Source organism: Acidovorax sp. (assembly GCF_046291265.1).
In the GTDB taxonomy this organism is placed as follows: Bacteria; Pseudomonadota; Gammaproteobacteria; order Burkholderiales; family Burkholderiaceae_C; genus Acidovorax.
Genome location: NZ_JBKBTV010000016.1, coordinates 57,634 through 78,807, shown reverse-complemented (window position 1 = coordinate 78,807; position 21,174 = coordinate 57,634). Strand labels below are relative to the sequence as shown.

The window sequence follows — 21,174 nt, the reverse complement described above, 5'->3', positions numbered from 1 at the left end:
CTGCGACCCCTTCGCGGAGCGATGGGGCGACCTGCGTCGGGACGGTTGCGGGGTGCGCCGTGGAACTCACTGCGCGCCGTTGGCGCTACGTTCAGACAGCCACGGCGAGCTAGACCACGAGGCATGCGCGCTTCGACGCGCATGCTCACCCCGCAACCGCCCCGCCGCAGGCGCAGCCAGCAGGGGTGGGACAGCCGAACAACCGGACAGCCGAACATCCACACGGGCCATTGCTTCGCTCGGCCTGGCGGTCGCGGCGCGAAGCGCCTGCGCGTTCGGGGCCGAGCGCAGCGCAGCGGAGCAATGGCCCGAATGGATGTTCTCTCCCCAGCCCCTCTGTATGCGCCGAGGAGCGCAGAGGGCGGGGTGGCATGTGTGCCGCAGGACACACATGCATCGTGGTCTAGCTCGCCGCAGTTGTCTGAACGTAGCTGCAAAGCAGCGCAGTGAGTTCTGCGGCGCACCCCGTCCGCGAGCACCACAGGTTGCCCGCAGCGAAGCGAAGGGACGCAGACAGTGGGGTCGCCCTTTCTTTGGTGACTTTCTTTCGGCGACGCGAAAGAAAGTTACTCGCACGCCGGGCGACTCCCGGCCTCCGCCCTCCAACCTGGCATGCGGCCAGCTCAGCCCGCGAGCCCCAGCTTCGAAAAAGCTCAGCCCCAACGGCCACCGAAAACTATCAAAACCATAGCTATCAGCGCTTGATGCATAAGCGCTAGAGGCCAAAAACACTCAAAACCACCATGCTCACCGTCCAAAACATCAACCAGTACTACGGCGGCTCCCACATCCTGCGCGACGTGAGCCTCACCGCCCAACCCGGCAAAGTCACCGTCCTCCTAGGCCGCAACGGCGTCGGCAAAACCACACTGCTCAAAAGCCTCATGGGCCTCGTCCCCATCAAAAGCGGCGGCATCACCTTCGACGGCAAACCCATCGACAAAGCCACGCCGTACGACCGGGCGCGAGCAGGCATCGGCTTCGTCCCCCAAGGCCGCGAAATCTTCGGCCGCCTCACGGTCGAAGAAAACCTGCGCATGGGCCTGGCCTACAAAAGCGGCTCCACCCCCGTGCCCCCGCATCTGTACGAGCTGTTCCCCGTGCTCAAGCAAATGCTCAAACGCCGCGGCGGGGATCTGTCGGGCGGGCAGCAGCAACAACTGGCCATCGCCCGTGCCCTGGCCCCCGGCCCGCGCCTGCTCATCCTGGACGAGCCCACAGAAGGCATCCAGCCCAGCATCATCAAAGACATCGGCCGCGTCATCCGCATGCTGGCCGACAAGGGTGAGATGGCCATCCTGCTGTGCGAGCAGTACTACGACTTTGCGCAGGAGCTGGCCGATGACTACCTGGTGATGGAGCGCGGCGAAGTCATTGCGCGCGGCCCGGGGAGCGAGATGGAAGCCAAAGGCATCCGCAACCTCGTGGCGATTTGACGGCGAGGGCCCTCAGGTCTTCGCCAAGCCGGGCTGCGGATGGTTGCTGTCATTGCTGCTACGCCAGCGCGCCACGCTTTCCATGACCAGCACGGTGCACAGCACCCAGGTGCCCGCCAGCAACCAGCCTGCCAGCACATCGCTGGCGTAGTGCACCTGCAGCACCACGCGGCTCCAGCCTGTAGTAAAGATCACAGCGCCCGCCACCATCACCACGGGCAGGTGCCAGTGCCGGGGTAGCAGGCGGGTGGCCAGGTAGGCCAGCATGGCGTAGGCCGCCATCGACCCGCTGGTGTGCCCGCTCGGAAAACTGAACCCATCGGCCTGCGCAATGCCGTGCACATGCTCGGGCCGCACCCGCTCAAACACCTGCTTGAGGATCTTGGTTAACGCGCCGTTGCCCCCCAGGGCCACCAGCCAGCCGATGGCCAGCAGGCGGTGCTGGCGCACCCACAACAGCACGGCTATGACCACCGTGGCCGCCGTGAGGGCCCCCGCATCGCCCAGGTGGGTCAGGGTTGCAAACCACTGCAGCACCGCTGTGTCGGCTTGCGCCTGCAAGCCTGCGGCAATGGCATCGTCCAGCGCGCCCCAGGGGCCGCCGGGCTGCCCGCTCTCGGCCAGCTCGGCCATGGCGACGCCCGCCAGCACCAGTGTGCAGGCACTGGCGCCCATGGCCGCCAGAACCACCCAGTGCGCTTGCACGGGCAGAAACCGGCGCAGGGGCGGGCTGTGGCGCTGGGCGGTGCGCAAACCAGCCAAGGCCAGCGCGCCCACCACGGCCGCCACCGCCATGCCAGCCATCCACCATTCCATGGGGTGGCGCGCCAACAGCCCCCCGAGTTCAGAAATTTCCATCGTCGTCATCGTCATCGGGGGCTGTGCTGCTTTCGGTTGGTTCTAGAGGGTCTCGCGGGGCAATGGCTTTGAATGAATCGGTCGTTGTAGCGGAGTTCCCTACACCCCGCCAAAGCGCAGGTGTATGGCCCTATGTGTCACGGTTCGCTTGTCGGCATGCTCCGACAGGGCAAAGGCGCAGCTGCTGGCTGCGGTTTTGGTGCCCCAGGGCCACTATGCATACCATTGCAATCAAAATTTCAGGATGACTCCCAGGGTCCGCCGGGTTTGCCCCGTGTGTGGCCCTTGCGCGTTGCCTCCTGATGCCGCTCACCAAAATGACCCCTTCCGATCATCCCTACCCCGCACGTCGCCACGGCCCCATCCATCTGGTGGTGCCCAGGCGCCCCGGTGCCGATCTGGATCTGCTGCGTGCCAAGCTGGAGGGCGTGCCTGCCTTGCAAGAGCACGACGTGGTCTGGCATGTGCCCGACCAGCGGGGCGACATCGTGCAGCTGGCGCGCAACGCTGCCCAGGCGGCGCTGGAGGATGGCGGGCTGGTGGTGGCCGCCGGGGGCGACGGCACGATCAACGCCGTGGCGTCGGCCGCGCTGCTGGCGGGTGTGCCGCTTGGCGTCGTGCCCATGGGCACCTTCAACTACTTCAGCCGCGAGCACGGCTTGGCGCTAGACCCCGAAACCGCCGTGCAAGACCTGTTGCAGGCCCTGCGCGAAGGCGACATGCGCCCCGTGCAGGTGGGCTTTGTCAACCGGCGCATGTTTGTGGTCAACGCCAGCGTGGGCCTGTACCCCAAGCTGCTGGCCGAGCGCGAGAAAGCATCGCGCCGCTTCGGCCGATCGCGCTGGGTGGCGGTGGCGTCTGCCGTATGGAGCCTGTTTCGCCCCTCCGCGGGCCGCCGCTGGCGCGTGGTGATGAAGACACACCGCGGCGCCGAGGCGCAGCAAGAAGAGCATCTGGTCACCACGCTGTTTGTGGGCAACAACCCCCTGCAGCTTGACCGCATGGGCCTGCCCCAGGCGCAAATGGTGGCCGACGGTGGCAAGCTGGCGGTGGTCATGCTCAAGCCCCAGGGCCGGTGGGCCATTGCGCGCACGGTGTGGAACGCGGCCACCGGCCAGCTGCACAAAGACAATGCGGTGGTCAGCATGGCCTGCTCTGAATTGACGGTCACGCCCGCCAGCTGGCGCCCGCCCCAGGTCAAACTGGCGTTTGATGGCGAGCGCGAATGGATGACCCCGCCCCTGCATTTCCGCCTGAGCGACCGCCCCCTGTGGCTGGTGGCACCCAGTAACCTGGGTCGCGACGATGCGCCCGAGGCGCAGCAGGCAGCGGATACGCTGCTGGGCGCAGCACCCGAGCCCGTTGCAGCGGGCGGCCTGATGCCCGCTTGATGCCCGGTTATGCAGCCTCTGCGTCCGTTCCTAAGGTACCGATGACCGTTTTGATGCACCTGTCTGATCTGCACTTTGGTGCGCACGATCCTGCGGTGTGTGCGGCGGCCCAGCGGCTGGCCCAGCGGCTTTCGGTGTCGATGGTGGTGGTGTCGGGCGACCTGACACAACGCGCCACTGCCGACCAGTTTGAGCAGGCTGCGCGGTTTGTCAAAGGCCTGCATGCTCGCTCGACCCTGGTGCTGGCGGGCAACCACGACCTGCCGCTGTTTGCGTGGTGGATGCGCTGGGGCAGAGCGTATGAGCGGTATGCCGAGCAGTTCGGACTGGACCAGGAGCCCGTGCGGCAGATGGGCGCTTTTTATGTGGTGGGCGTTAACACCACCCGCGCCTGGCGGCACGAGCGGGGCAGCCTTTCCTCGGCGCAGATCGACCATGTGGCCACGCTGCTGGCCCGCGCGCCACCGGATGCGTGGCGCATCGTGGCCAGTCACCACCCCCTGGTCGCGCGCGACGCGGACGACCGCGCGCACCGCCCATCCCGTGCGGACGAAGCCGTGCAGCGCTGGCGCACCGCAGGTGCCCAGATGCTGTTGTCCGGCCATGTGCATGAGCCTGGGGTGCTGCAGCCCATCCCCGGCCTGTGGGCTTGCCGTGCGGGCACAGCGGTATCGCACCGCCTGCGCCACGGCAGCCCCAACAGCCTCGTCGTGCTGACTGTAGAACCATCTGGCGCCGCAGTCGGCGGTGTGGCCCGGTATGCGGCGCGGTGGGACTACGACGAGGTGTCGACAGAGTTTGTGTGTGTGCTTCGACAGGCGGTGGGGGCCAATTGAATTCGAGTGAATGGGTGTACGGATCTGAAGCGCAGCGGTGAATGTCTGTGCGGCAGCAGCAACTGCGACCGGGCTTGCACCCAAGAAACTCCTGTTTTTATAGCTAGTAGCGCTTGATGGATAAGCGCTAGAGGCCAAAAACACCAAATATTTTCATGGCATACGTCCTTCGCAGGTGCGCCACTTCGTCTCGCCCTTGTCCGATAGGGGCGGGAAGAAGAGGCTGTACAGGCGTGGCGCTTGGGCTCCCCCTCTTCCCAACCCTCCCCCGCGAGGGGGGAGGGAGCCCGGCAGTGCGCGTTGTTGCGGTTTTGCCCGCGGTGTTTTCACTGGTTGACCGTCTGGGCACGCCCCGCCTATTCTGGCTGGCGGGTCAGGCGATGCCCCACACACCAAACAATCGGCCGCTCCACTCCCTTGCATCCATGCACAAAGAATTCCACCACGATGCCGTGCGCCGCCTGCAGGCGCTGATTGAGCGGGAGACCGGTGCCCCCCTTTCCGACGCCGCACAGGCCGAGATGGCGGGCATCCTGCACGGCATGGAAAGCCTCGACGGCGGCGTCTCGGAAGGGTTGGAGGTGGTGCCGCGCGAAGTCACCATCCTCCTGGCCGACCTGCGCGGGTTCACCGCGCTGTCTGGCTCGCAGCCAGCGTCGGTGGTCATTGCAGCGCTCAACCGCTGCCTGTCGCGGCTCTCCGAGGTGGTCTTCAAGTACCAGGGCAGCATCGACAAGTTCATGGGCGACTCGATCATGGTGCTGTTCGGTGCGCCGATCAGCCGCGACGACGATGTGGACCGCGCGCTGCTGTGCGCGGTAGAGATGCAGATCGCGATGCGCGAGCTGAACCTTGCGCACCTGACCGAGCGGCTGCCCGAGGTCTTTCTGGGCATCGGCGTGAACACCGGCACGGTGATGGCGGGGCGCTTTGGCTCTGACGTGTATTCCGAATACACCGTGATCGGCGAGGCGGTCAACCTGGCCTCGCGCATCGAGGCGCTGAGCCTGCGCGGCCAGGTGCTCATCAGCGATTCCACCTACCAGCGGTGCTGGGGGCTGGTGTCGGCGTCCGCACCCATGCAGGTCTACGTCAAGGGCCGCACGCAGCCGGTGAGCCTGCGCGAGCTGATCGCCATTCCTTCGCAAAAACTCAAGGTGCCGCGCCAGGAGTTCCGTCGCAGCCACCGGGTGGATGCGCGCCTGCCTTGCTTGTGCCAGCGCATGCAGGACAAGATCGTGGTGCCCCACATCGTGCACGGCGCCATCCGCGACATCGGCTACCACGGCCTGCTGGTGGAGCTGATCGAGCCGCTGGAGCCGCACAGCGAGATCAAGCTGGAGTTTGAGCTGCCGCTGGTGGACTACCGCGTGGCCGATGTGTATGCGCGGGTCATCACCCTCAAGCAAGAAGGCGACGAGTGGGTGGCCGGGCTGGAGTTCACCTCCATCAGCGCCGAATGCCATGCCAAGGTGCAGATGTTTGTGCAACTGCTGGTGGCGCGCTGACCTTGCGCTGAAAACCCGGCAGCCCAGCGCCTGCGCCGGGGCGCGGCGCGGCGCGGTTTGGCAAACAGTTGGAAACCGTTCACCGAGCGTCTTCGTCGTGCCGAGAGACGCTTCGACAGGCTCAGCCCGAACGGGCATTTCAAGTTCAAAGATGCCAGGGCGATAGGTACGCACAACAGTGACCGGGCGTTGGCATGGCGGCCATCGCGGCATTCGCGTCAAGGGCTCCCTGGCTTCGGCGTGATCCGTCCCTCGCCCTGCAGGGCTCCACAGGGCATGCTATGGTTACCAAATTCGGGTTTTCCCCCGTAACTGCGTAACCGTTTAACTACATTTCGCAGTCTTGATTCCCCCAACTAACTCTCATTTGCGGCACCGTCGCCTTCTGGTGCCGCGTTCTTCTGTTGTTCTTGCCATGTCCGCGCCCCTGTCTTCCTCTGTTGCCCCACCCTCCCAAGCCACCGATGACCGTACCGATGACCGCACCCTGCTGCGCGCCGTGCTGGCCCTCGGGGTGGGCGGTTTTTCCATCGGCACGGGTGAGTTCGTCATCATGGGCCTGCTGCCCGAGGTCGCGCGCGACATCGGCGTCAGCATCCCGCAGGCGGGCCACGTCATCAGCGCCTATGCACTGGGCGTGGTGGTGGGCGCACCGGTGCTTGCCGTGCTGGCGGCCAACTGGGGGCGGCGTGCATTGCTGATGGCGCTGATGGTGGTGTATGCGCTGGGCAATTTCGCATCGGCCCTGGCGCCCGGATATGCGTCGCTCAGCGCCATGCGCCTGCTGACCGGCCTGCCACACGGCACCTACTTTGGCGTGGCTGCGCTGGTGGCTGCAGCCCTGGCACCACCGGGGCGCCGCGCACGCGCGGTGGGATGGGTCATGCTGGGGCTGACCACGGCCACGCTGGTGGGCGTGCCCATTGCAGCCGCGCTGGGCGAGCACTTTGGATGGCGCGCTGCGTTTGTATTTGTGGGCCTTATCGCCGTAGCCGCCGTCGTGATGGTGCGCCTGTGGGTGCCCGCCATGCCTGCATCTCACGGCGCCAGCCCGCTGCGCGAGCTGGGCGCGCTGGCGCGCAAGCAGGTGTGGTTCACGCTGGGCATCGGCGCCATTGGTTTTGGTGGCATGTTTGCGGTGTTCAGCTACATCAAGCCCACGTTGATCGAGGTGGCAGGCATGCCGCCCGCGCTGATGCCGTTTGTGCTGTCGTTGTTTGGCCTGGGCATGGTGGTGGGCAACATCGTCGGTTCGCGCATGGCCGACAAGGCGCTCATGCCCACCGTGGGCAAGGTGCTGCTGTGGTCCATCGTGGTGCTGGCGCTGTTTGTGCCTGCGGCGCACCATCCGGTGAGCGCGGCCTTTGCCACGTTCTTTCTGGGCACCTTGGTGGCCATCGGCCCCGCGCTGCAGATCCGCCTGATGGACGTGGCGGGCGAGGCGCAGACGCTGGCCGCGGCCCTCAATCACTCGGCCTTCAACGCTGCCAACGCGCTGGGCGCCTGGCTGGGCGGCGTGGGCATTGCGGCAGGCTTGGGCTGGACGTCCACCGGCTGGGTAGGTGTGCTGCTGGGTATTGGCGGCGTTGGCATGTTTGCGTGGGCGCTGGTCAGCGAGCGAAACACCAAGCGCGCTTCCGCCTGACGACCGCGGCAAAGCGTAGCGGCGGTGCGACACCGCCAAAATCTGTGGAGCCATCGCGGCGTTGTGCATTAGAGTGACCGCGGGCCGGCCTTTCTGCCAGCCACGTCGCTCGGACGGTTCCGGGCGCTTACGTGAAAGTCTCCACAGCATGTCTGCTTCTCAAGGCAAGCGCCGCTTTGCGCGCATCGATCGCCTCCCTCCCTACGTCTTCAACATCACGGCCGAGCTCAAACTGGCCGCCCGCCGTCGTGGCGAAGACATCATCGACATGAGCATGGGCAACCCCGACGGGGCCACACCACCGCACATCGTCGCCAAGCTCACCGAAGTGGCCCAGCGGCCCGACACCCACGGCTACAGCGCCAGCAAGGGCATCCCGCGCCTGCGCCGCGCCATCAGCCACTGGTACAAAGACCGCTACGCCGTGGACATCAACCCCGACACCGAGGCCATCGTCACCATCGGCTCCAAGGAGGGCCTGGCCCACCTGATGCTGGCCACGCTGGACCGCGGCGACACCGTGCTGGTGCCCGACCCCAGCTACCCCATCCACATCTACGGCGCGGTGATTGCCGGGGCTGACATCCGCAGCGTGCCCGTGGCGCCCGATGTGGACTTTTTTGCGGAGCTCGAAAAAGCCATCCGCGGCAGCTACCCCAAGCCCAAGATGATGATCTTCGGCTTCCCGAGCAACCCCACGGCGCAGTGCGTGGAGCTGTCGTTCTTCGAGCGTGTCATCGCCCTGGCCAAGAAGCACGACATCCTGGTAGTGCACGACCTGGCCTACGCCGACATCGTGTACGACGGCTACCGCGCCCCCAGCATCATGGAAGTGCCCGGTGCCAAGGACGTGGCGGTGGAGTTTTTCACCCTCTCCAAAAGCTACAACATGGCCGGCTGGCGCATCGGCTTCATGGTCGGCAACCCCGACCTGGTGGCCGCGCTGGCCCGCATCAAGAGCTACCACGACTACGGCACCTTCACGCCTTTGCAGGTGGCCGCCATCGCCGCGCTGGAGGGCGACCAGCAGTGCGTGAAAGACATCGCCGCCCAGTACCAGCGCCGCCGCGACGTGCTCTACAAGGGCCTCACCGAATCTGGCTGGGCCGTGGACTGCCCCAAGGCCAGCATGTACATCTGGGCTCGCATCCCCGAGCCGTACCGCGCGCTGGGTTCGCTGGAGTTTGCGCGGCAGTTGCTGGACAAGGCCAAGGTCTGCGTGTCGCCGGGCATCGGCTTTGGCGACCAGGGCGATGAGTACGTGCGGTTCGCGTTGATCGAGAACGAGGCGCGGATTCGGCAGGCGGTGCGCGGCATCCGTGCGATGTTCAAGGCCGATGGGCTGCTGAAGGTGCCTGCAGTGACGGCTGCCGCCTGACGCCAGATGTTGGGTCGGCATCTTTGAGCTGGAAACATGCGTTCAGGCTGAGATCTTCGACCAGCTCAGCGTGAACGGTTTCAAGTGGACGGATGCTGACTCAATAGAGGTGACTCAGACCTCTTTCATCACCCCGTGTACCCCGCCAGACGCGGCAACCACAGCACGAAGTCGGGCCACAACGTCACCAGCGCCAAGGCGCCGATCATGACGGCCAGAAAGGGCGCGACGTTGGTGAGCAACTCTCCCATGGAGACATTGGCGATCTTGGTCATCATGAACAGCAGCAGCCCATACGGTGGCGTGACCAGGCCCAGCATGATGTTCAGCACGCACACCACACCAAAATGCACCGGGTCAATGCCCAGCGCCACAGCCGTAGGCAGCAGCACCGGAAGAATGATCAGGATGATGGTCGACCCTTCCAGAAATGCGCCCAGCACCAAAAGCAGCACGTTGACCATGAGCAAAAATGCGAGCGGCGAAAGTTGCTGCCCGGCCAACACGGTGCTGAGGGCGCGGGGGATGTTCTCGGAGGTGATGACGTAGTTGAAAACCATCGCCCCAGCGATCAGCACACCGATAGAAACGCTCATGCGTGCACTGGACGACAGCGCCTGGTAGATGTCGGACCAGCTCAGGCTGCGGTACAGCACGGTGGAGATGAGCAACGCGTAGGCCGCTGCGAGCCCTGCCGCCTCTGTCGGGGTGGTGATGCCGCTGTACAGGCAGCCCAGCAAGATGACCGGCAGCATCAAGGCGGGGAAAGCCTCCCGCGTGATGCGCGGCATGTCGCGCAGGGGCACGGGTTCTTCCACCGGGAAATTGCGGCGCTTTGCCAATACGTAAATCAGCGCCATCTGCACAGCGCCCAGCAACAAGCCGGGCAGAACACCTGCAATAAATAGGTAGCCGATGGAAGTGCCAGACACCAACGCGTAGAGCACCATCGGAATAGACGGCGGCAGGATGGGCCCGATGACCGAAGAGACAGCACTGAGCGCGGCGGCAAACCCCGGTGTGTACTTGCCGTCTTTTGTCATCATCGCCTGCATCAGCTTGCCCGAACCGGCCGCGTCTGCGAGGGCGGATCCAGACATGCTGGCGAACACTACGCTTTGCAGCACATTCACCTGCGCAAGCCCCCCCGGGAAACGCCCCACGATGGCGTTGCAAAAGCGCAGCAAGCGGTCCAGCACGCTGCCCGAGCTCATGAAAGCCGCTGCCAGGATAAACAGCGGGATCGCCAGCAGCAGAAAACTGTTGTACGTGCCGTTGAGCAGTTGCTCCGCGGCCGACCCCATGTCCATGCCTTTCATGTACAGGTACAGGATGGAGCTTGCAATCATCGCGTAGCCCACCGGCACGCCCAGCAAGCTCAGGCCGATGATGGCGGCAAGGGTCAAGGAAAAAGGACTCGTTAGATTCACGGCGCGGGCTCCGAGGACTCAAAAAAGGGGCTAGCGCCCCGGGTGTTCATCTGGCATGGGTTCTGCAGACTCCGCCTGGCGGCCGCGCACTGCGCCCACCAGTGCTGCGCCGCTGCGAACGATCACCGCCACCACAAACAGCATGTAAATGCCATAGACGTAGTCCATGCGCAGATGGAGGTACGAGGTTTTCTCGACCTTCATGAAGCTCACATACGACCAGGTGGCCGGAAGCGAGATCACAAAGAGAACGATGACCGCCAACGAGCCAATGGCGGTGGCAACGCGGCCAATGCGCGGCCCCGCGTGCTCTGTCAGGATGTCCAGCCGTATTTCCTCGTGGTCCTTGAGCACCAGGGCAGCGCCCCAAAGCACCAGCCAGAGCCATGCGATCAGCGAGACCTCAGACGTCCAGCCGACAGGCCAGTTGAAGAAGTAGCGAAACGCAATCTGGGCCAGAAAGGCCAGGAAGATGATCGCGAGCAGCAGGGCCGCCACCGCTTCGGCAAAGCGGTGGAGCCTGGTGCGCGCGGAGTGCAGCATGGCTGAGGCCCGCACGATGCTCACATCAGGCCTTCAGCGCGTTGATTTTTTCGATCATGCCGGCAGGCCAGTTCTTGGCGTCGTCAGAGGCCAGGTACACCTTTTGCGCGTATTCACGAAACGCCTGGATGTTGGGCGTGTACACATCGAGCCCGCCGCGCTTGAACTCTTCGGCCAACTGTTGTTCGCGCTTGAGATGCTCTGCCGTGCTGAATGCAATCGCTTTGTTCGCTGCGGTCTGAAAGGCGCGTTGTTTGTCCGCATCCATGCCAGTCCAGACCTTCAGGCTGACGCTCAGCACATCAAAGCCCACCAGATGCGATGTCAGCACGATCTGCGACATCACTTCGTTGAACTTCATGTTCTGAATGTTGGGTAGGGGGTTGTCCTGCCCGTCAATCGCGCCGGTCTGCAAGCCGGTGTACGTTTCTGCATAGGCCATGGGCGTGGGGTTGGCGCCCACCGCTCTGCCCAGCATCTGCCATGCCTCACCGGGCGGCATGCGCAGCTTGATGCCGGCCATGTCCTGTGGCGTGTTGATCTTCCTCTTGGGCTTGAGGCCCACGTGGCGCGTGCCAAAAAAGGTCGGGCCCAGGATCTTGATCTTGAGCTGGTCTTCCGCCATCTTCTTCATCTGCGTGCCCAGGTCGCTGGCAAAAAAGGCGTTCAGATGGTTCGCATCGCGGAACAGGTAGGCGGATGTCAGCAGTGACCACGCCGGTACCTGGCGCGAGATGTCCTGCGGCGAGATGTTGCCCATCTCCAGGTTGTCGCGCTGCAGCGCAACCAGCTCGGTGCCCTGGCGGAAAAGGGTGGAGTTCAGGTGCAGGTCCACCTTGTAGTCGGCCTTTATCTCCTCGCCAAAGATGCGCATCATCTCGGCGCGGATGTCCTTGTCCGAGAAGACGGCCGCAAAACGCAGCGTCTGCGGTTGCTGCTGCGCCCACGATGGGGTCATGGTGCCTGCGGCGAGTGCTGCGCCTGCGCCGAGCAGGTGGCGGCGGTGGATGGAAAAGTTCATGGTTGTCTCCTTTTAGTGGGTAGCGGGCCGGGTGACGGGTTCAAGCTGTTGCCGCAATGGTGGTTGCAGCAGGCTTGGCGAGCAGGCGCACCACTGCGCGCATCGCCATTTCATATCCAAAAGTGCCGAATCCTGCAATCACCCCGGTGGCAGCCAGCGACACCAGCGAATGCTGGTACAGGGCGTCCCGCCGGTGAATGTTTGTCACATGGACTTCGGCAATGGGGTGGTCAAAGGTCTTGAGCGCATCCAGCAGCGGGATGGACCGAAAAGAAAGGCCGGCCGGGTTGATCACGATGGCACAGGCCGCATTGCGGGCTTCATGGATCCAGTCCACCATCACACCCTCATGGTTGGTTTGCCGAAACTCGCACCCAAAGCCCAGGTCCTGCGCCACTTCGCGGCATTGTTGCTCGACCTGAGACAGCGTCGTGCTGCCGTACAAATGGGGCTCGCGCACCCCCAGCAGATTGAGGTTGGGGCCGTTCAAAACGTAGATCGTCCCGTTCATGGTCGTGAATCCCCGGGCTTTGGTTTGGTCATACATTTGGCTCCTGTGACAGCATCTGTGAATCGAATGAAGCAAATTATTCAGCCGCTATCAGAAAGAGTTTCCAAACTGGAAACTCATTTCACATCTCAATAAATGAACACTGCTCTTGACCGCGGCCTATCAGTGCTTGAATACTTGGCCAGGCATCCCCACGGACTGCCGCTCTCTTTGATCGCCACCGAGCTGGACATTCCGCTGAGCGCCTGCCACCGGGTGCTGGGCGACCTGCAGCGCCGTGGCTATGTCCGGCAGATTCGAAAACAAGGCGACTACGTGCTGACCACCAAGGTGGTATCGCTTGGCTTGGGTTTTTTGAGCAGCGCCGGCATCGTGGAGATCGCCGAGCCACTACTTGAGCGACTGGCAGAGACGTCTGGCGAGCTGATTCGGCTGTCCATCGTCGATGACGACCGCCTCACATGGGTAGCCAAGTCCCAAGGCAGGCGCCATGCAGGCCTGCGCTACGACCCCGACATGGGTATGGACGCGCGACTGTCCTGCACGGGGTCTGGCCACGCCTGGCTGATGATGCTGCCGGATGAGCGCGCCCTGGAGCTGGTGTCCCGCCAAGGCTTTGGCACTCCCGCCGAGTACGGCCCCAACGCCCCGACCACCATCAACGCGCTGCTCAGTTATCTGCAGTCCGCGCGAGCGCGCGGCTACGCCATGATCGACGAGGTGTTTGCCCCCGGAATGAGCGCCATCGCCGCACCGGTGCTGCGCCGTGGTGAGGCAATAGGCGTCATCAGCATTGCAGGCCCGAGGTTGCGGCTGACGCAGCAGCGCATGGAGGAGTTGGGGCCTGCGTTGCTGGCAGCGGCGGCGGAACTGGGGCCGGTGAGTCTTGCGTCCAGTTTGTTTAATAGGCCGGCGCTGGGGAAGGGGTGAGGGTCTGAAGTTCATCACTGCGGTGCTGGACGCTGCCAAGGCGTGCATGTCGCCAGGTGTAGACCTCGACGAGGCAGCTTTCGTTCAAGCGGCTTCGAGTGGCCAGTCGGTGATGTCGCCACCATGTGGAGGCCGTGCCGTAGGTCTCGTTGTCGGAACAGGCCTCAAGAACTGCCGAGGCTAGCTCGCGATTCCCATTAGTTGTGCATGAGACGCTTGGTTCTTTGCTATGGCTTGAACCGCAAAACCAAAACGCCGAAGTTCCTCATAATTTGTCTTCACCTCAGCGGATACCTTAGATTGGGATTCGCTTCTCTCGTCCGCTTGGCAGTCAGTTGCCAGCTGCACGTGAACGCCAACCGTTCCAGTACCACCAATGGGATAGAACTTGAGCCCAACATGAAGCTGCTCAATAGCGCCTTGGTGATCCCAATACCCACCCGTCAGCTCAATGGGTTTCTCTCTGGTCAGCGGGAATGTGTTCGCAAGACTTGCACCGAACTCCGCCAGGCTTATGGCGTCAAACCAAGCCGATGCACTGCCTGTGAATACGGGATGCGAAAGCTCGACAAATAGCTCGGCAGTTCCATCGGAATCATGTTGGACTTGAAGACTCAGAATTGGGCTCAACGGGGTACCTACTGTGCGGTTTGGAACATATGGGTTGCGTGATTTTGAAGCCGCGCGTTTGCTTGTCCGGGAATGGCTACTTCTGTCCCTGAGAGAACCGACGGATCGCCTGAAGGTAAGCAAATTTGTCGAAAGTAAGCAATTCGATGGGATTCAAGTTGGGATAGCCGCAATCCGCGCCTATTCGATGAGGACCCTGATCGTCTTCAAATGAGATATCCCTCCATTCCACGCTCTGCCTCAGGGGCTACGACCTGGCATGAAACGACGCCGCAATAGTCCGAACCGCAATGGCATCTGTAGAGCACGGTTCGCCTTGTGCCGAACTGATTTAGGGGCTCGGCGCTATTACACAGTTCGTTGATCATCCGTTCGGCTTTCGAGGGGAGTTCATTTATCGTCGCCCCGTCTAGATCACATTGGCTGGTACGAAGGTCGCGATCTATACCAAGCAATTTGGAGAGCGGCTTTCCATCAATCACGAACTCCGTCAGCTCGCAGGTACTTTGGGTTCCGTCGATTTCGTATTCCAGCAGATTGGTACAAACCTGCAGCGTGTTTGTTTTGAGAAAAATGGCCTTGTCTTGCGCTGAATACTTTTACCTCGGACAGCAAAGTGCAATTGCCGGTCCGTTTGATTGTGTTCTACATCGCTCAAATCCTTGGCGCCTCACCCCAACTCCCACATCCCCTCCCGCCAGACCACCCGCACCGCGCCTTGAGCAACTGCATCCCCTGGAGCACATCGAAGTGCCGTTGCGCGGCCCACTTCAACGCTGGGTGTTCATCAGCGGTGGTAGATATTCTTGTCCGCAGCGTAGCAACTGCAGACTTTGGCCTCCAGCGCTTCGCGGTCGCGCACCATCAGCTCTCCCCCGCTGGGGGCAGAAGCTCAGGGGCGTTGACTGCACCCTCCAGCGTGCAAGAGGCATAAATACGAAGCTACCCGCCAAGTCTGTACGGTGTCGCACATACGCCGATTTACCACATGGCGCGGGGCACCTTGGATCGCTGATGCGCGGTCAGTGCGCATCGGTCTTCGGCTTCTCAAGCCCAGCCCACCTTGCCGGGGCGTCTCATCCGCATCCCTTTCCGCGATAGGTCGAGCTGCGATTGAGCGCATCGGCGCCCCTGCCCCAGTGGGCAACCATTTACAACCGCGCGTGGGCGCGCACACAATGCCGAAATGCGTCTATCTGTTTTCATCACGTCAAATCTGGATTCAATCTTGCGCGACTGGGTCGCGTTTGCGGGCAAGCAGTTGCCAGCAGCTCGCGACATGGATCACGTAGCGCTGCTGGACCATGGCCGAACGATCCTCGAGGAAATAGTCGTCAACATGGATCGCGTTGAGGGCGAGGCGGAGAGAAAAATCAAATCGGAAGGGACCAGCTTGGAGGCGTCGACTTCTGCCAATGTTCCCTCGCGCAGCCACGCTCGCCAGCGCGAGAGCCAGGGCTTCGAGATCGGGCAAATGGTCGCTGAGTACCGAGCCCTGCGTGCGACAGTGCTGCGCCTGTGGCAGGCGGCCCACCCGCAGCTTCAGGATCAGGACCTGGAAGACATGGTGCGGTTCAATGAGGCGATCGACCAGGCCCTGGCAGAGTCGGTCGACGTTTTTGTGGAAGAGGTCGACAGGGCCAGAGACCTGTTCCTGGGGATGATGGGGCATGACCTTCGTGGCCCGCTGAGCACCATCGCCAGTTGCGCAGCCATCGGACTGCGCCAACGGCCTGACGACAGCCGCCATGCGTTGCTAACGCTTCGCAGCGTTGGGCAGATGAAGGCGCTGTTGAACGACCTCATGGAGTTCACCGCCCGGCGCCTGGGCAAGGGTATCGCCATTGCGCCAGCGCCTTTGCAGCTGGATGAGTTTGCGCGCCACACGCTGGACGAAATCAACGCGGTCTACCCAGAGCGCATCCTCGCTCTCCAAAACCACGGGGACATGCAAGGTCAGTGGGACCGCACCCGGCTGCACCAGGCCTTGTCGAACCTGGTGTTCAATGCGCTGAAGTACGGCGATGCCGCGTTGCCGATAGATGTCGTCATCGATGGCAGTCGTCAGGACGAAGTGCAATTGACGGTGCACAGTGTCGGTAAACCGATTGCCCCGCACCTGCTGCCCCGTTTGTTCGACCCCCTGGTGCGCGAACTGCGTGACGGCGACAGTGACAGCGACGCTTCCCGCCTGCCTTTGGCGGGTGCCAATCTGGGGCTGGGTTTGTATGTGGTGCGCGAGATCGCGCTGGCGCATGGGGGTTCGGTCAACGTCGTGTCGCAGGGTGCCAACACAGCCTTCACCCTGTCCTTGCCCCGTGTTCCGCCGACTGGCGGCGCATAACCCACGGCGGTCAACGCGCGCGCGGCCGGGCGCTGATGGCAGAGGCGCGAGCGCCAGGCACAGGGGCTGAGACACGTCGCCATTTCCTCCTTCGATTTGCGTTGCGCGGTCGCTTCGGGCGGACGCAGCGTGCACTACATCGCCCAGATCCGCGGTGGCGCGCCTGTCAGGTTCCACATCACCTCCCGCCAAGCCACCCGCACGGCCTTGAGCAACTGCATCGCAGGCTCCACCTGCGGCGCCAGCACGCGCAGCACGACCATTTGTGGGTTGGGGCTGGTGGCGCCTGCGGTGGCTTTGAGTGCATGGGCGTCGATCACGGCGCGGGCGGCTTCCAGCGCGGCGTCGCGGCGGATGCGGTCCAGCGGGGTGCCTGCTGCAAAGAACAGGCTGGCCATGCAGCGGTGCCCGGCCAGGCCCAACGGGCTTTGCATGAGGCGGTGGTCGGCGGCGTTGATGGCGCCGCGCTCCAGCCACACGCCGGGCACTTCGAGGTGTTGCACAAAGCGGCCGGTTTCAAAGGGCTGGTTGGCGTGGGGCAGGCCTAGGGCGGTCACGTCCCAGCCCATGCATTCGGCGCCGGGGGCCAGATTGAGCGTGAGGTGGTTTTCGGCGTTGCAGGCGTTGTAGCAAAGCGCCTCCAGCGGCAGCCATTCCAGGCGGGCGTCTTCGGCCACGCTAAGGTGGCTGCGCTGCAGCGCCAGCGGGCCGTTGGACCGGTAAAAGCGTGTGGCACCCGGTGTGGTGAGCAGGCCGTGCGCGCCGGGCGCCACGGTGGCGGTGATGTCCAGCGTGTCGCCGCCCACCAGACCGCCGGGTGGGTGCACCAGCACGTTGTGGCAGATGGCGTCGCCTTCGGGGTACAGGCTTTGCAGGATGCGCAGCGGGCCGTTGTGCTCAAAGCGCGCTACGGTGCGGGCGCTTTCACGGGTGTAGTCCAGTTGCAGGCGGGCGTGCCAGGGCATGGGTGATAATCCGTTTGCTACTAAATAAATAGCTGATTATGCATTGTGGATAAGCGCTAGGGGCTGATTTGACGATGAATTGGTGAGGGTTGGGCGGGTTGTGGGCTCTCTCGCTCTTTGTGAGGGAGGGTGGGGAGAGGGGGTGTATCTGCGCTGCTTGGGGCGGTTGCCCCCTCTCCCCGGCCCACCCCCGCGAGGGGGGAGGGAGAAATACCGGGGGGCGCAGCGTGCGTGGGGCTGTGTCTAGGCTGTTTGGGGCTCGGGGTCTGCAGAGGTTGGGGCTGGCGCTGCTGCAATGGTTGCCTTTGCGGGCGGCACCCAGCTGCGCAGCTTGCCGGGGTTGAGCAAGCCTTGGGGATCAAAGCGTTGCTTGGTGCTGACCACGGCCGGGTCCAGGTTGTTCTGCTTGCCGTCTTCCACGATGTAGACGTGTGGGTTGTTGATCTGCACGCCGTGGTCGCGGTAGATCTGCATGATCTGGTTCAGGCGTTCTTCGGTGGTGTACCGAATGATCTGCAGGCCGCTGCAGTTGAAGGCGCCTTCTTTCGTGCGCAAGAACTCCAGGTGCATCATGACCTCGCCTTGTAGCGCGGCTTCGAGTGCTTTGACCTGTTCCAGCCGACGCGCGGGGGCGAAGCCGCTCTGGATGTAGGTCAGGCCCTTGTCCACTTTCAGCGCATGCAAGGTGGTGTGGTTCCAGGTGTATTCGAGCAGGGTCTTGTGGCTGCTGGCCACTTCGTCGGCCGTCTTGCAGTAGGTGACGGTGCCACCGTGCTGGGCCACCATGTCGCGCATGCCGGCTTCAGAGTGCGGGGCCACCAGCACCAGCACGGCGTGGTGGTCGGCAGGCAGGTGTTCGGCCAGGCTGGTGAAGTATTGCGGAATGGGCGCGGCCAGAAAACACACCTCTTTTTTCTCTAGCCCGGGGGCACTGCCGAAGCGGTCGGCAAATTCCAGCGCGGCGTCAAATTGGGCAAACGTGGCGATGCATTCCGTCCACTCGACGGCAGGGGTCAGGGCCACCTCCAGTTCCAGCACGATGCCGTTGGTGCCGTAGGTGTGGTGCAGCAGCATGGCCTCGGGGCCGCGCAGTTCGATGATCTGGGGCTCGGGCTCCACCGTCATGGCGCGCACGGCCAGCACGTTGCCGGGCGCGGCCAGCGGGCCGTGGTTGATGGAGCCTGCGCCGCCAAAGCCACCGCCAAACAACCCGCCCAGCGTGGCGCTGCGGTAGGTGCTGGGCAGCCAGCGCAGCTCTTGTCCGTGGGGCTTGGCCTGCGTGTCAAAGTCCGCCAGGCGGATGCCCGCCTGCGCGCGGCCCACGCCGCCGCGCACCCAGCCAAAGGCGTTGTAGCCCGACAGGTCCAGGATCACCCCGCCGTGCAGCGGTGTGCTTTGCCCGTAGTTGCCGGTGCCGCTGCCGCGCACGGTCAGGGGGATCTGCGCCTTGGCACAGGCCGCCACGACCTGGCGGATCTCGTCCTCGGTGCGTGGGCGCACGGCAATGTCGCCGCGCTTGCCTGCCAGGTCGCGTTTGAGCACGGGGCTGAACCAGGCGAAGTCCTGCGACAGGCGGCCCACGCGCAGCGGGTCGGCGATCCAGTCCAGGCCGGGCAGTTGTTCGGGCAGTTGGTGGGCGGTGATGGTGGTCATGTCTGTCTCTCCTGTCGGTGCGGCGGATGGTGTGTGGGGCAAAGCGCGGCCCCACCACGCGTGCGCGGTGTAAAAAAATGAATGCGGTCCGAGTGGGTGGGTCTAGTGTCCTGTCCCGCAAATAAATGCCAATAAAACCGCGTCTTTCACGCCAGGGCAGCGTTGCAAATCCTCGCGATAGCTACGGCTATCGCTGCGGTTTGCGCCTTGCCCTTCCGCGAAATCCATCGGTTTTATTTTTGGCATCTATTTACGGGACAGAACACTAGTCGTGCGAGTTTTCGCTCGCGTGCCAGCCGCCGAGGGCTGCTCTGGTGCCCCAGGCCATGAGCGCGAACAGCGCCACGCCGGTCAGCGATATCAGCAACAGCGCGGCGAACATGCGCGGTATGTTGAGCTGAAAGCCCGCCTGCAAAATCTGATACGCCAGCCCGGCGCCCTGGCCGCCGGTGCCGGCCACAAACTCGGCCACCACAGCGCCGATGAGCGCCAGCCCGCTGGAGATGCGCAACCCCCCGAAGAAGTAGGGCAGTGCGCTCGGTATGCGCAGGCGCAGCAGGGTCTGCATGCGCGTGGCGCGGTTGAGCTGGAAGTAGCTTTGCAAATCAGGCTCCACGCTGCGCAGGCCCAGCGTGGTGTTGCTGATGATGGGAAACAGCGCCACCAGCGCGGCGCAGATCACCATCGACGCCATCGGGTCCTTCACCCAGATGATGATCAGCGGCGCCACGGCCACGATGGGCGTGACCTGCAGCAGCACGGCGTAGGGGAACAAGGCCGTTTCGATGCGTTTGCTCTGCACAAACAGGAACGAGATCAGAACGCCCGCCACGGTGGCGACCACAAAGGCCAGCACCGTGATCTTGACGGTGACCCACAGCGAGCCACCCAGCGCGGCCCAGTCGGTGAACAGCGTCTTCATCATCAGGACGGGCGAGGGCACGAGGTAGGGGGGAAGCTCCAGCCCCGTGACCAGGCCTTGCCACAACGCCACCAGCACCATGCCGACGAGCAGGGGGTAGACCACGCGCTGCACGCGGGGCTGGGCCATCAGCGGTAGTCGCTTGGGTGTGGGCTTGGCGGCGGGCTTGGCAGGGGCGGCCTGCGGTGTGGCCGTTCGGGCGGCGGCTGTGGGGCTGGACGTCACCACGGGGGCTGCCACTGGCGACGCCATCGGAGCGGAAGGGAAAGGGGTGCTCATGCCACGGTCTCCTCGGTGTCCACGCTGGCGCGCAGCAGGCTGTCCTGCAGTTGCTTGGCGTAGCGGCTGAACTCGGGCGACACCATGAAGTCGGCGGTGCGCGGGTAGGGCGCGTCGATGTGGAACTCTTCCACCACGCGGCCGGGGCGCGCGGCCATCATGACCACGCGGCTGGAGAGGAACACCGCCTCGTGGATGGAGTGGGTCACGAAGATCACGGTGAGTTTTTTCTTGCGCCACAGGTCTAGCAAGTCCGCATCAAGCTTGTGGCGCGTGATTTCGTCCAGCGCGCCAAAGGGCTCGTCCATCAGCAGCAGGTCGGGCTGCGTGACCAGGCCACGCGCAATCGACACGCGCATCTGCATGCCGCCCGACAGCGCGCGGGGCAGGGCGTTGGCGAACTTGGATAGGCCCACCAGCGCCAGCGCCTCGGCCACGCGGGCATCTGCGTCCTTTCGGGGCAAGCCCGCCAGGCCCAGCGGCAGCCGCACATTGGTTTGCACGCTGGCCCACGGCATGAGCGTGGGCGACTGGAACACAAACGCCATCTTCTTGCCGCTTTCTTCCAGCTGCGCTACGGGCTTGCGCCACAGGTGCAGGCGGCCGTCGGTGGGTTCCAGCAGGCCCGCCACCATTTTGAGCAACGTGCTTTTGCCACAACCCGAGGGGCCGAGCAGCGTGACGAACTCACCTTCCTCGATGGTCAGGTCCACCGGCAACAGGGCCTGGGTGCCATTGGGGTAGGTTTTTTCGGCAGACAGCACTTCCACGGCGGGCGTGGAACGGTGCGCGGACGAGGAGGTGCTGGCGTTGGCTGTCAGCGGCGGAGATTCAGCGGGGGATGTCATGGTCGCCTTTCGATGGATGCAGCCGCCGTGTGTGATACGGCTGCTG

18 protein-coding genes are annotated in these 21,174 nt (G+C 63.9%); 8 read left to right on the top strand and 10 right to left on the bottom strand.

What is annotated here, in order from left to right:
• Positions 1-743: 743 nt before the first annotated feature.
• A complete protein-coding gene (urtE, locus tag ACK41V_RS08760) occupies positions 744-1,436 on the top strand; it encodes an urea ABC transporter ATP-binding subunit UrtE (RefSeq protein ID WP_409780725.1) in 693 nt (230 codons plus the stop codon).
• A gap of 12 nt (positions 1,437-1,448) precedes the next feature.
• Here urtE and ACK41V_RS08755 read toward each other — a convergent pair whose 3' ends face one another.
• Positions 1,449-2,309 (bottom strand): phosphatase PAP2 family protein, encoded by an 861-nt coding sequence (locus ACK41V_RS08755; protein WP_409780722.1) that lies wholly within the window; start codon positions 2,307-2,309, stop codon positions 1,449-1,451.
• Positions 2,310-2,611: 302 nt separating this feature from the next.
• Here ACK41V_RS08755 and ACK41V_RS08750 point away from each other — a divergent pair, with 302 nt between their 5' ends.
• The 5 genes from ACK41V_RS08750 to alaC all read left to right on the top strand — a co-directional run bounded on the left by ACK41V_RS08750 (position 2,612) and on the right by alaC (position 9,052).
• Complete coding sequence (locus ACK41V_RS08750; RefSeq protein WP_409780720.1) at positions 2,612-3,685, top strand: diacylglycerol/lipid kinase family protein; 1,074 nt, start codon at positions 2,612-2,614, stop codon at positions 3,683-3,685.
• A gap of 41 nt (positions 3,686-3,726) precedes the next feature.
• Positions 3,727-4,521 carry a metallophosphoesterase family protein gene (locus tag ACK41V_RS08745; RefSeq protein ID WP_409780717.1) on the top strand — a complete coding sequence of 265 codons (795 nt, stop codon included), beginning with the start codon at positions 3,727-3,729 and terminating at the stop codon, positions 4,519-4,521.
• 425 nt (positions 4,522-4,946) lie between these two features.
• The gene (locus ACK41V_RS08740) at positions 4,947-6,029 is read left to right on the top strand and encodes an adenylate/guanylate cyclase domain-containing protein (protein WP_409780714.1); all 1,083 of its coding nucleotides are present in this window, start codon (positions 4,947-4,949) and stop codon (positions 6,027-6,029) included.
• A 415-nt stretch (positions 6,030-6,444) separates the two neighbouring features.
• Positions 6,445-7,674: an MFS transporter gene (locus tag ACK41V_RS08735; RefSeq protein ID WP_409780713.1), complete on the top strand. Its 1,230-nt coding sequence runs from the start codon at positions 6,445-6,447 to the stop codon at positions 7,672-7,674.
• 148 nt (positions 7,675-7,822) lie between these two features.
• A complete protein-coding gene (alaC, locus tag ACK41V_RS08730; protein WP_409780710.1) occupies positions 7,823-9,052 on the top strand; it encodes an alanine transaminase in 1,230 nt (409 codons plus the stop codon).
• A 128-nt stretch (positions 9,053-9,180) separates the two neighbouring features.
• On the opposite strand, the gene ACK41V_RS08725 is transcribed toward alaC, so the two are convergent.
• Genes ACK41V_RS08725 through ACK41V_RS08710 form a run of 4 tightly spaced genes read right to left on the bottom strand, consistent with a single transcriptional unit; the run spans position 9,181 to position 12,557 of the window.
• Positions 9,181-10,458, bottom strand: a complete 1,278-nt coding sequence (locus ACK41V_RS08725; RefSeq protein WP_409780708.1) for a TRAP transporter large permease — start codon at positions 10,456-10,458, stop codon at positions 9,181-9,183.
• 54 nt (positions 10,459-10,512) lie between these two features.
• On the bottom strand, positions 10,513-11,025 hold the full coding sequence (locus ACK41V_RS08720) for a TRAP transporter small permease (RefSeq protein WP_409780705.1): 513 nt from the start codon (positions 11,023-11,025) through the stop codon (positions 10,513-10,515).
• A 25-nt stretch (positions 11,026-11,050) separates the two neighbouring features.
• A complete protein-coding gene (gene dctP / locus ACK41V_RS08715) occupies positions 11,051-12,046 on the bottom strand; it encodes a TRAP transporter substrate-binding protein DctP (protein ID WP_409780702.1) in 996 nt (331 codons plus the stop codon).
• Between the two features lie 40 nt (positions 12,047-12,086).
• The gene (locus ACK41V_RS08710) at positions 12,087-12,557 is read right to left on the bottom strand and encodes a type II 3-dehydroquinate dehydratase (protein ID WP_409780699.1); all 471 of its coding nucleotides are present in this window, start codon (positions 12,555-12,557) and stop codon (positions 12,087-12,089) included.
• A gap of 135 nt (positions 12,558-12,692) precedes the next feature.
• Between ACK41V_RS08710 and ACK41V_RS08705 the strand changes: the two genes are divergently transcribed.
• A complete protein-coding gene (locus ACK41V_RS08705; protein WP_409780696.1) occupies positions 12,693-13,487 on the top strand; it encodes an IclR family transcriptional regulator in 795 nt (264 codons plus the stop codon).
• Positions 13,488-13,667: 180 nt separating this feature from the next.
• Here the strand turns inward: ACK41V_RS08705 and ACK41V_RS08700 are convergent, their stop codons facing one another.
• Positions 13,668-14,117: a hypothetical protein gene (locus tag ACK41V_RS08700; protein WP_409780693.1), complete on the bottom strand. Its 450-nt coding sequence runs from the start codon at positions 14,115-14,117 to the stop codon at positions 13,668-13,670.
• A gap of 1,186 nt (positions 14,118-15,303) precedes the next feature.
• On the opposite strand from ACK41V_RS08700, the gene ACK41V_RS08695 reads away from it, so the two are divergent.
• A complete protein-coding gene (locus ACK41V_RS08695; RefSeq protein ID WP_409780690.1) occupies positions 15,304-16,461 on the top strand; it encodes an ATP-binding protein in 1,158 nt (385 codons plus the stop codon).
• Between the two features lie 134 nt (positions 16,462-16,595).
• Here ACK41V_RS08695 and ACK41V_RS08690 read toward each other — a convergent pair whose 3' ends face one another.
• From ACK41V_RS08690 to ACK41V_RS08675, 4 genes are all read right to left on the bottom strand, one after another.
• Positions 16,596-17,426 (bottom strand): urease accessory protein UreD, encoded by an 831-nt coding sequence (locus tag ACK41V_RS08690; RefSeq protein WP_409780687.1) that lies wholly within the window; start codon positions 17,424-17,426, stop codon positions 16,596-16,598.
• A 243-nt stretch (positions 17,427-17,669) separates the two neighbouring features.
• Positions 17,670-19,079 (bottom strand): FAD-binding oxidoreductase, encoded by a 1,410-nt coding sequence (locus ACK41V_RS08685; RefSeq protein ID WP_409780684.1) that lies wholly within the window; start codon positions 19,077-19,079, stop codon positions 17,670-17,672.
• A gap of 265 nt (positions 19,080-19,344) precedes the next feature.
• Positions 19,345-20,130: an ABC transporter permease gene (locus ACK41V_RS08680; protein WP_409780737.1), complete on the bottom strand. Its 786-nt coding sequence runs from the start codon at positions 20,128-20,130 to the stop codon at positions 19,345-19,347.
• Between the two features lie 146 nt (positions 20,131-20,276).
• Positions 20,277-21,128: an ABC transporter ATP-binding protein gene (locus ACK41V_RS08675; RefSeq protein ID WP_409780681.1), complete on the bottom strand. Its 852-nt coding sequence runs from the start codon at positions 21,126-21,128 to the stop codon at positions 20,277-20,279.
• Between the last annotated feature and the right edge of the window lie 46 nt (positions 21,129-21,174).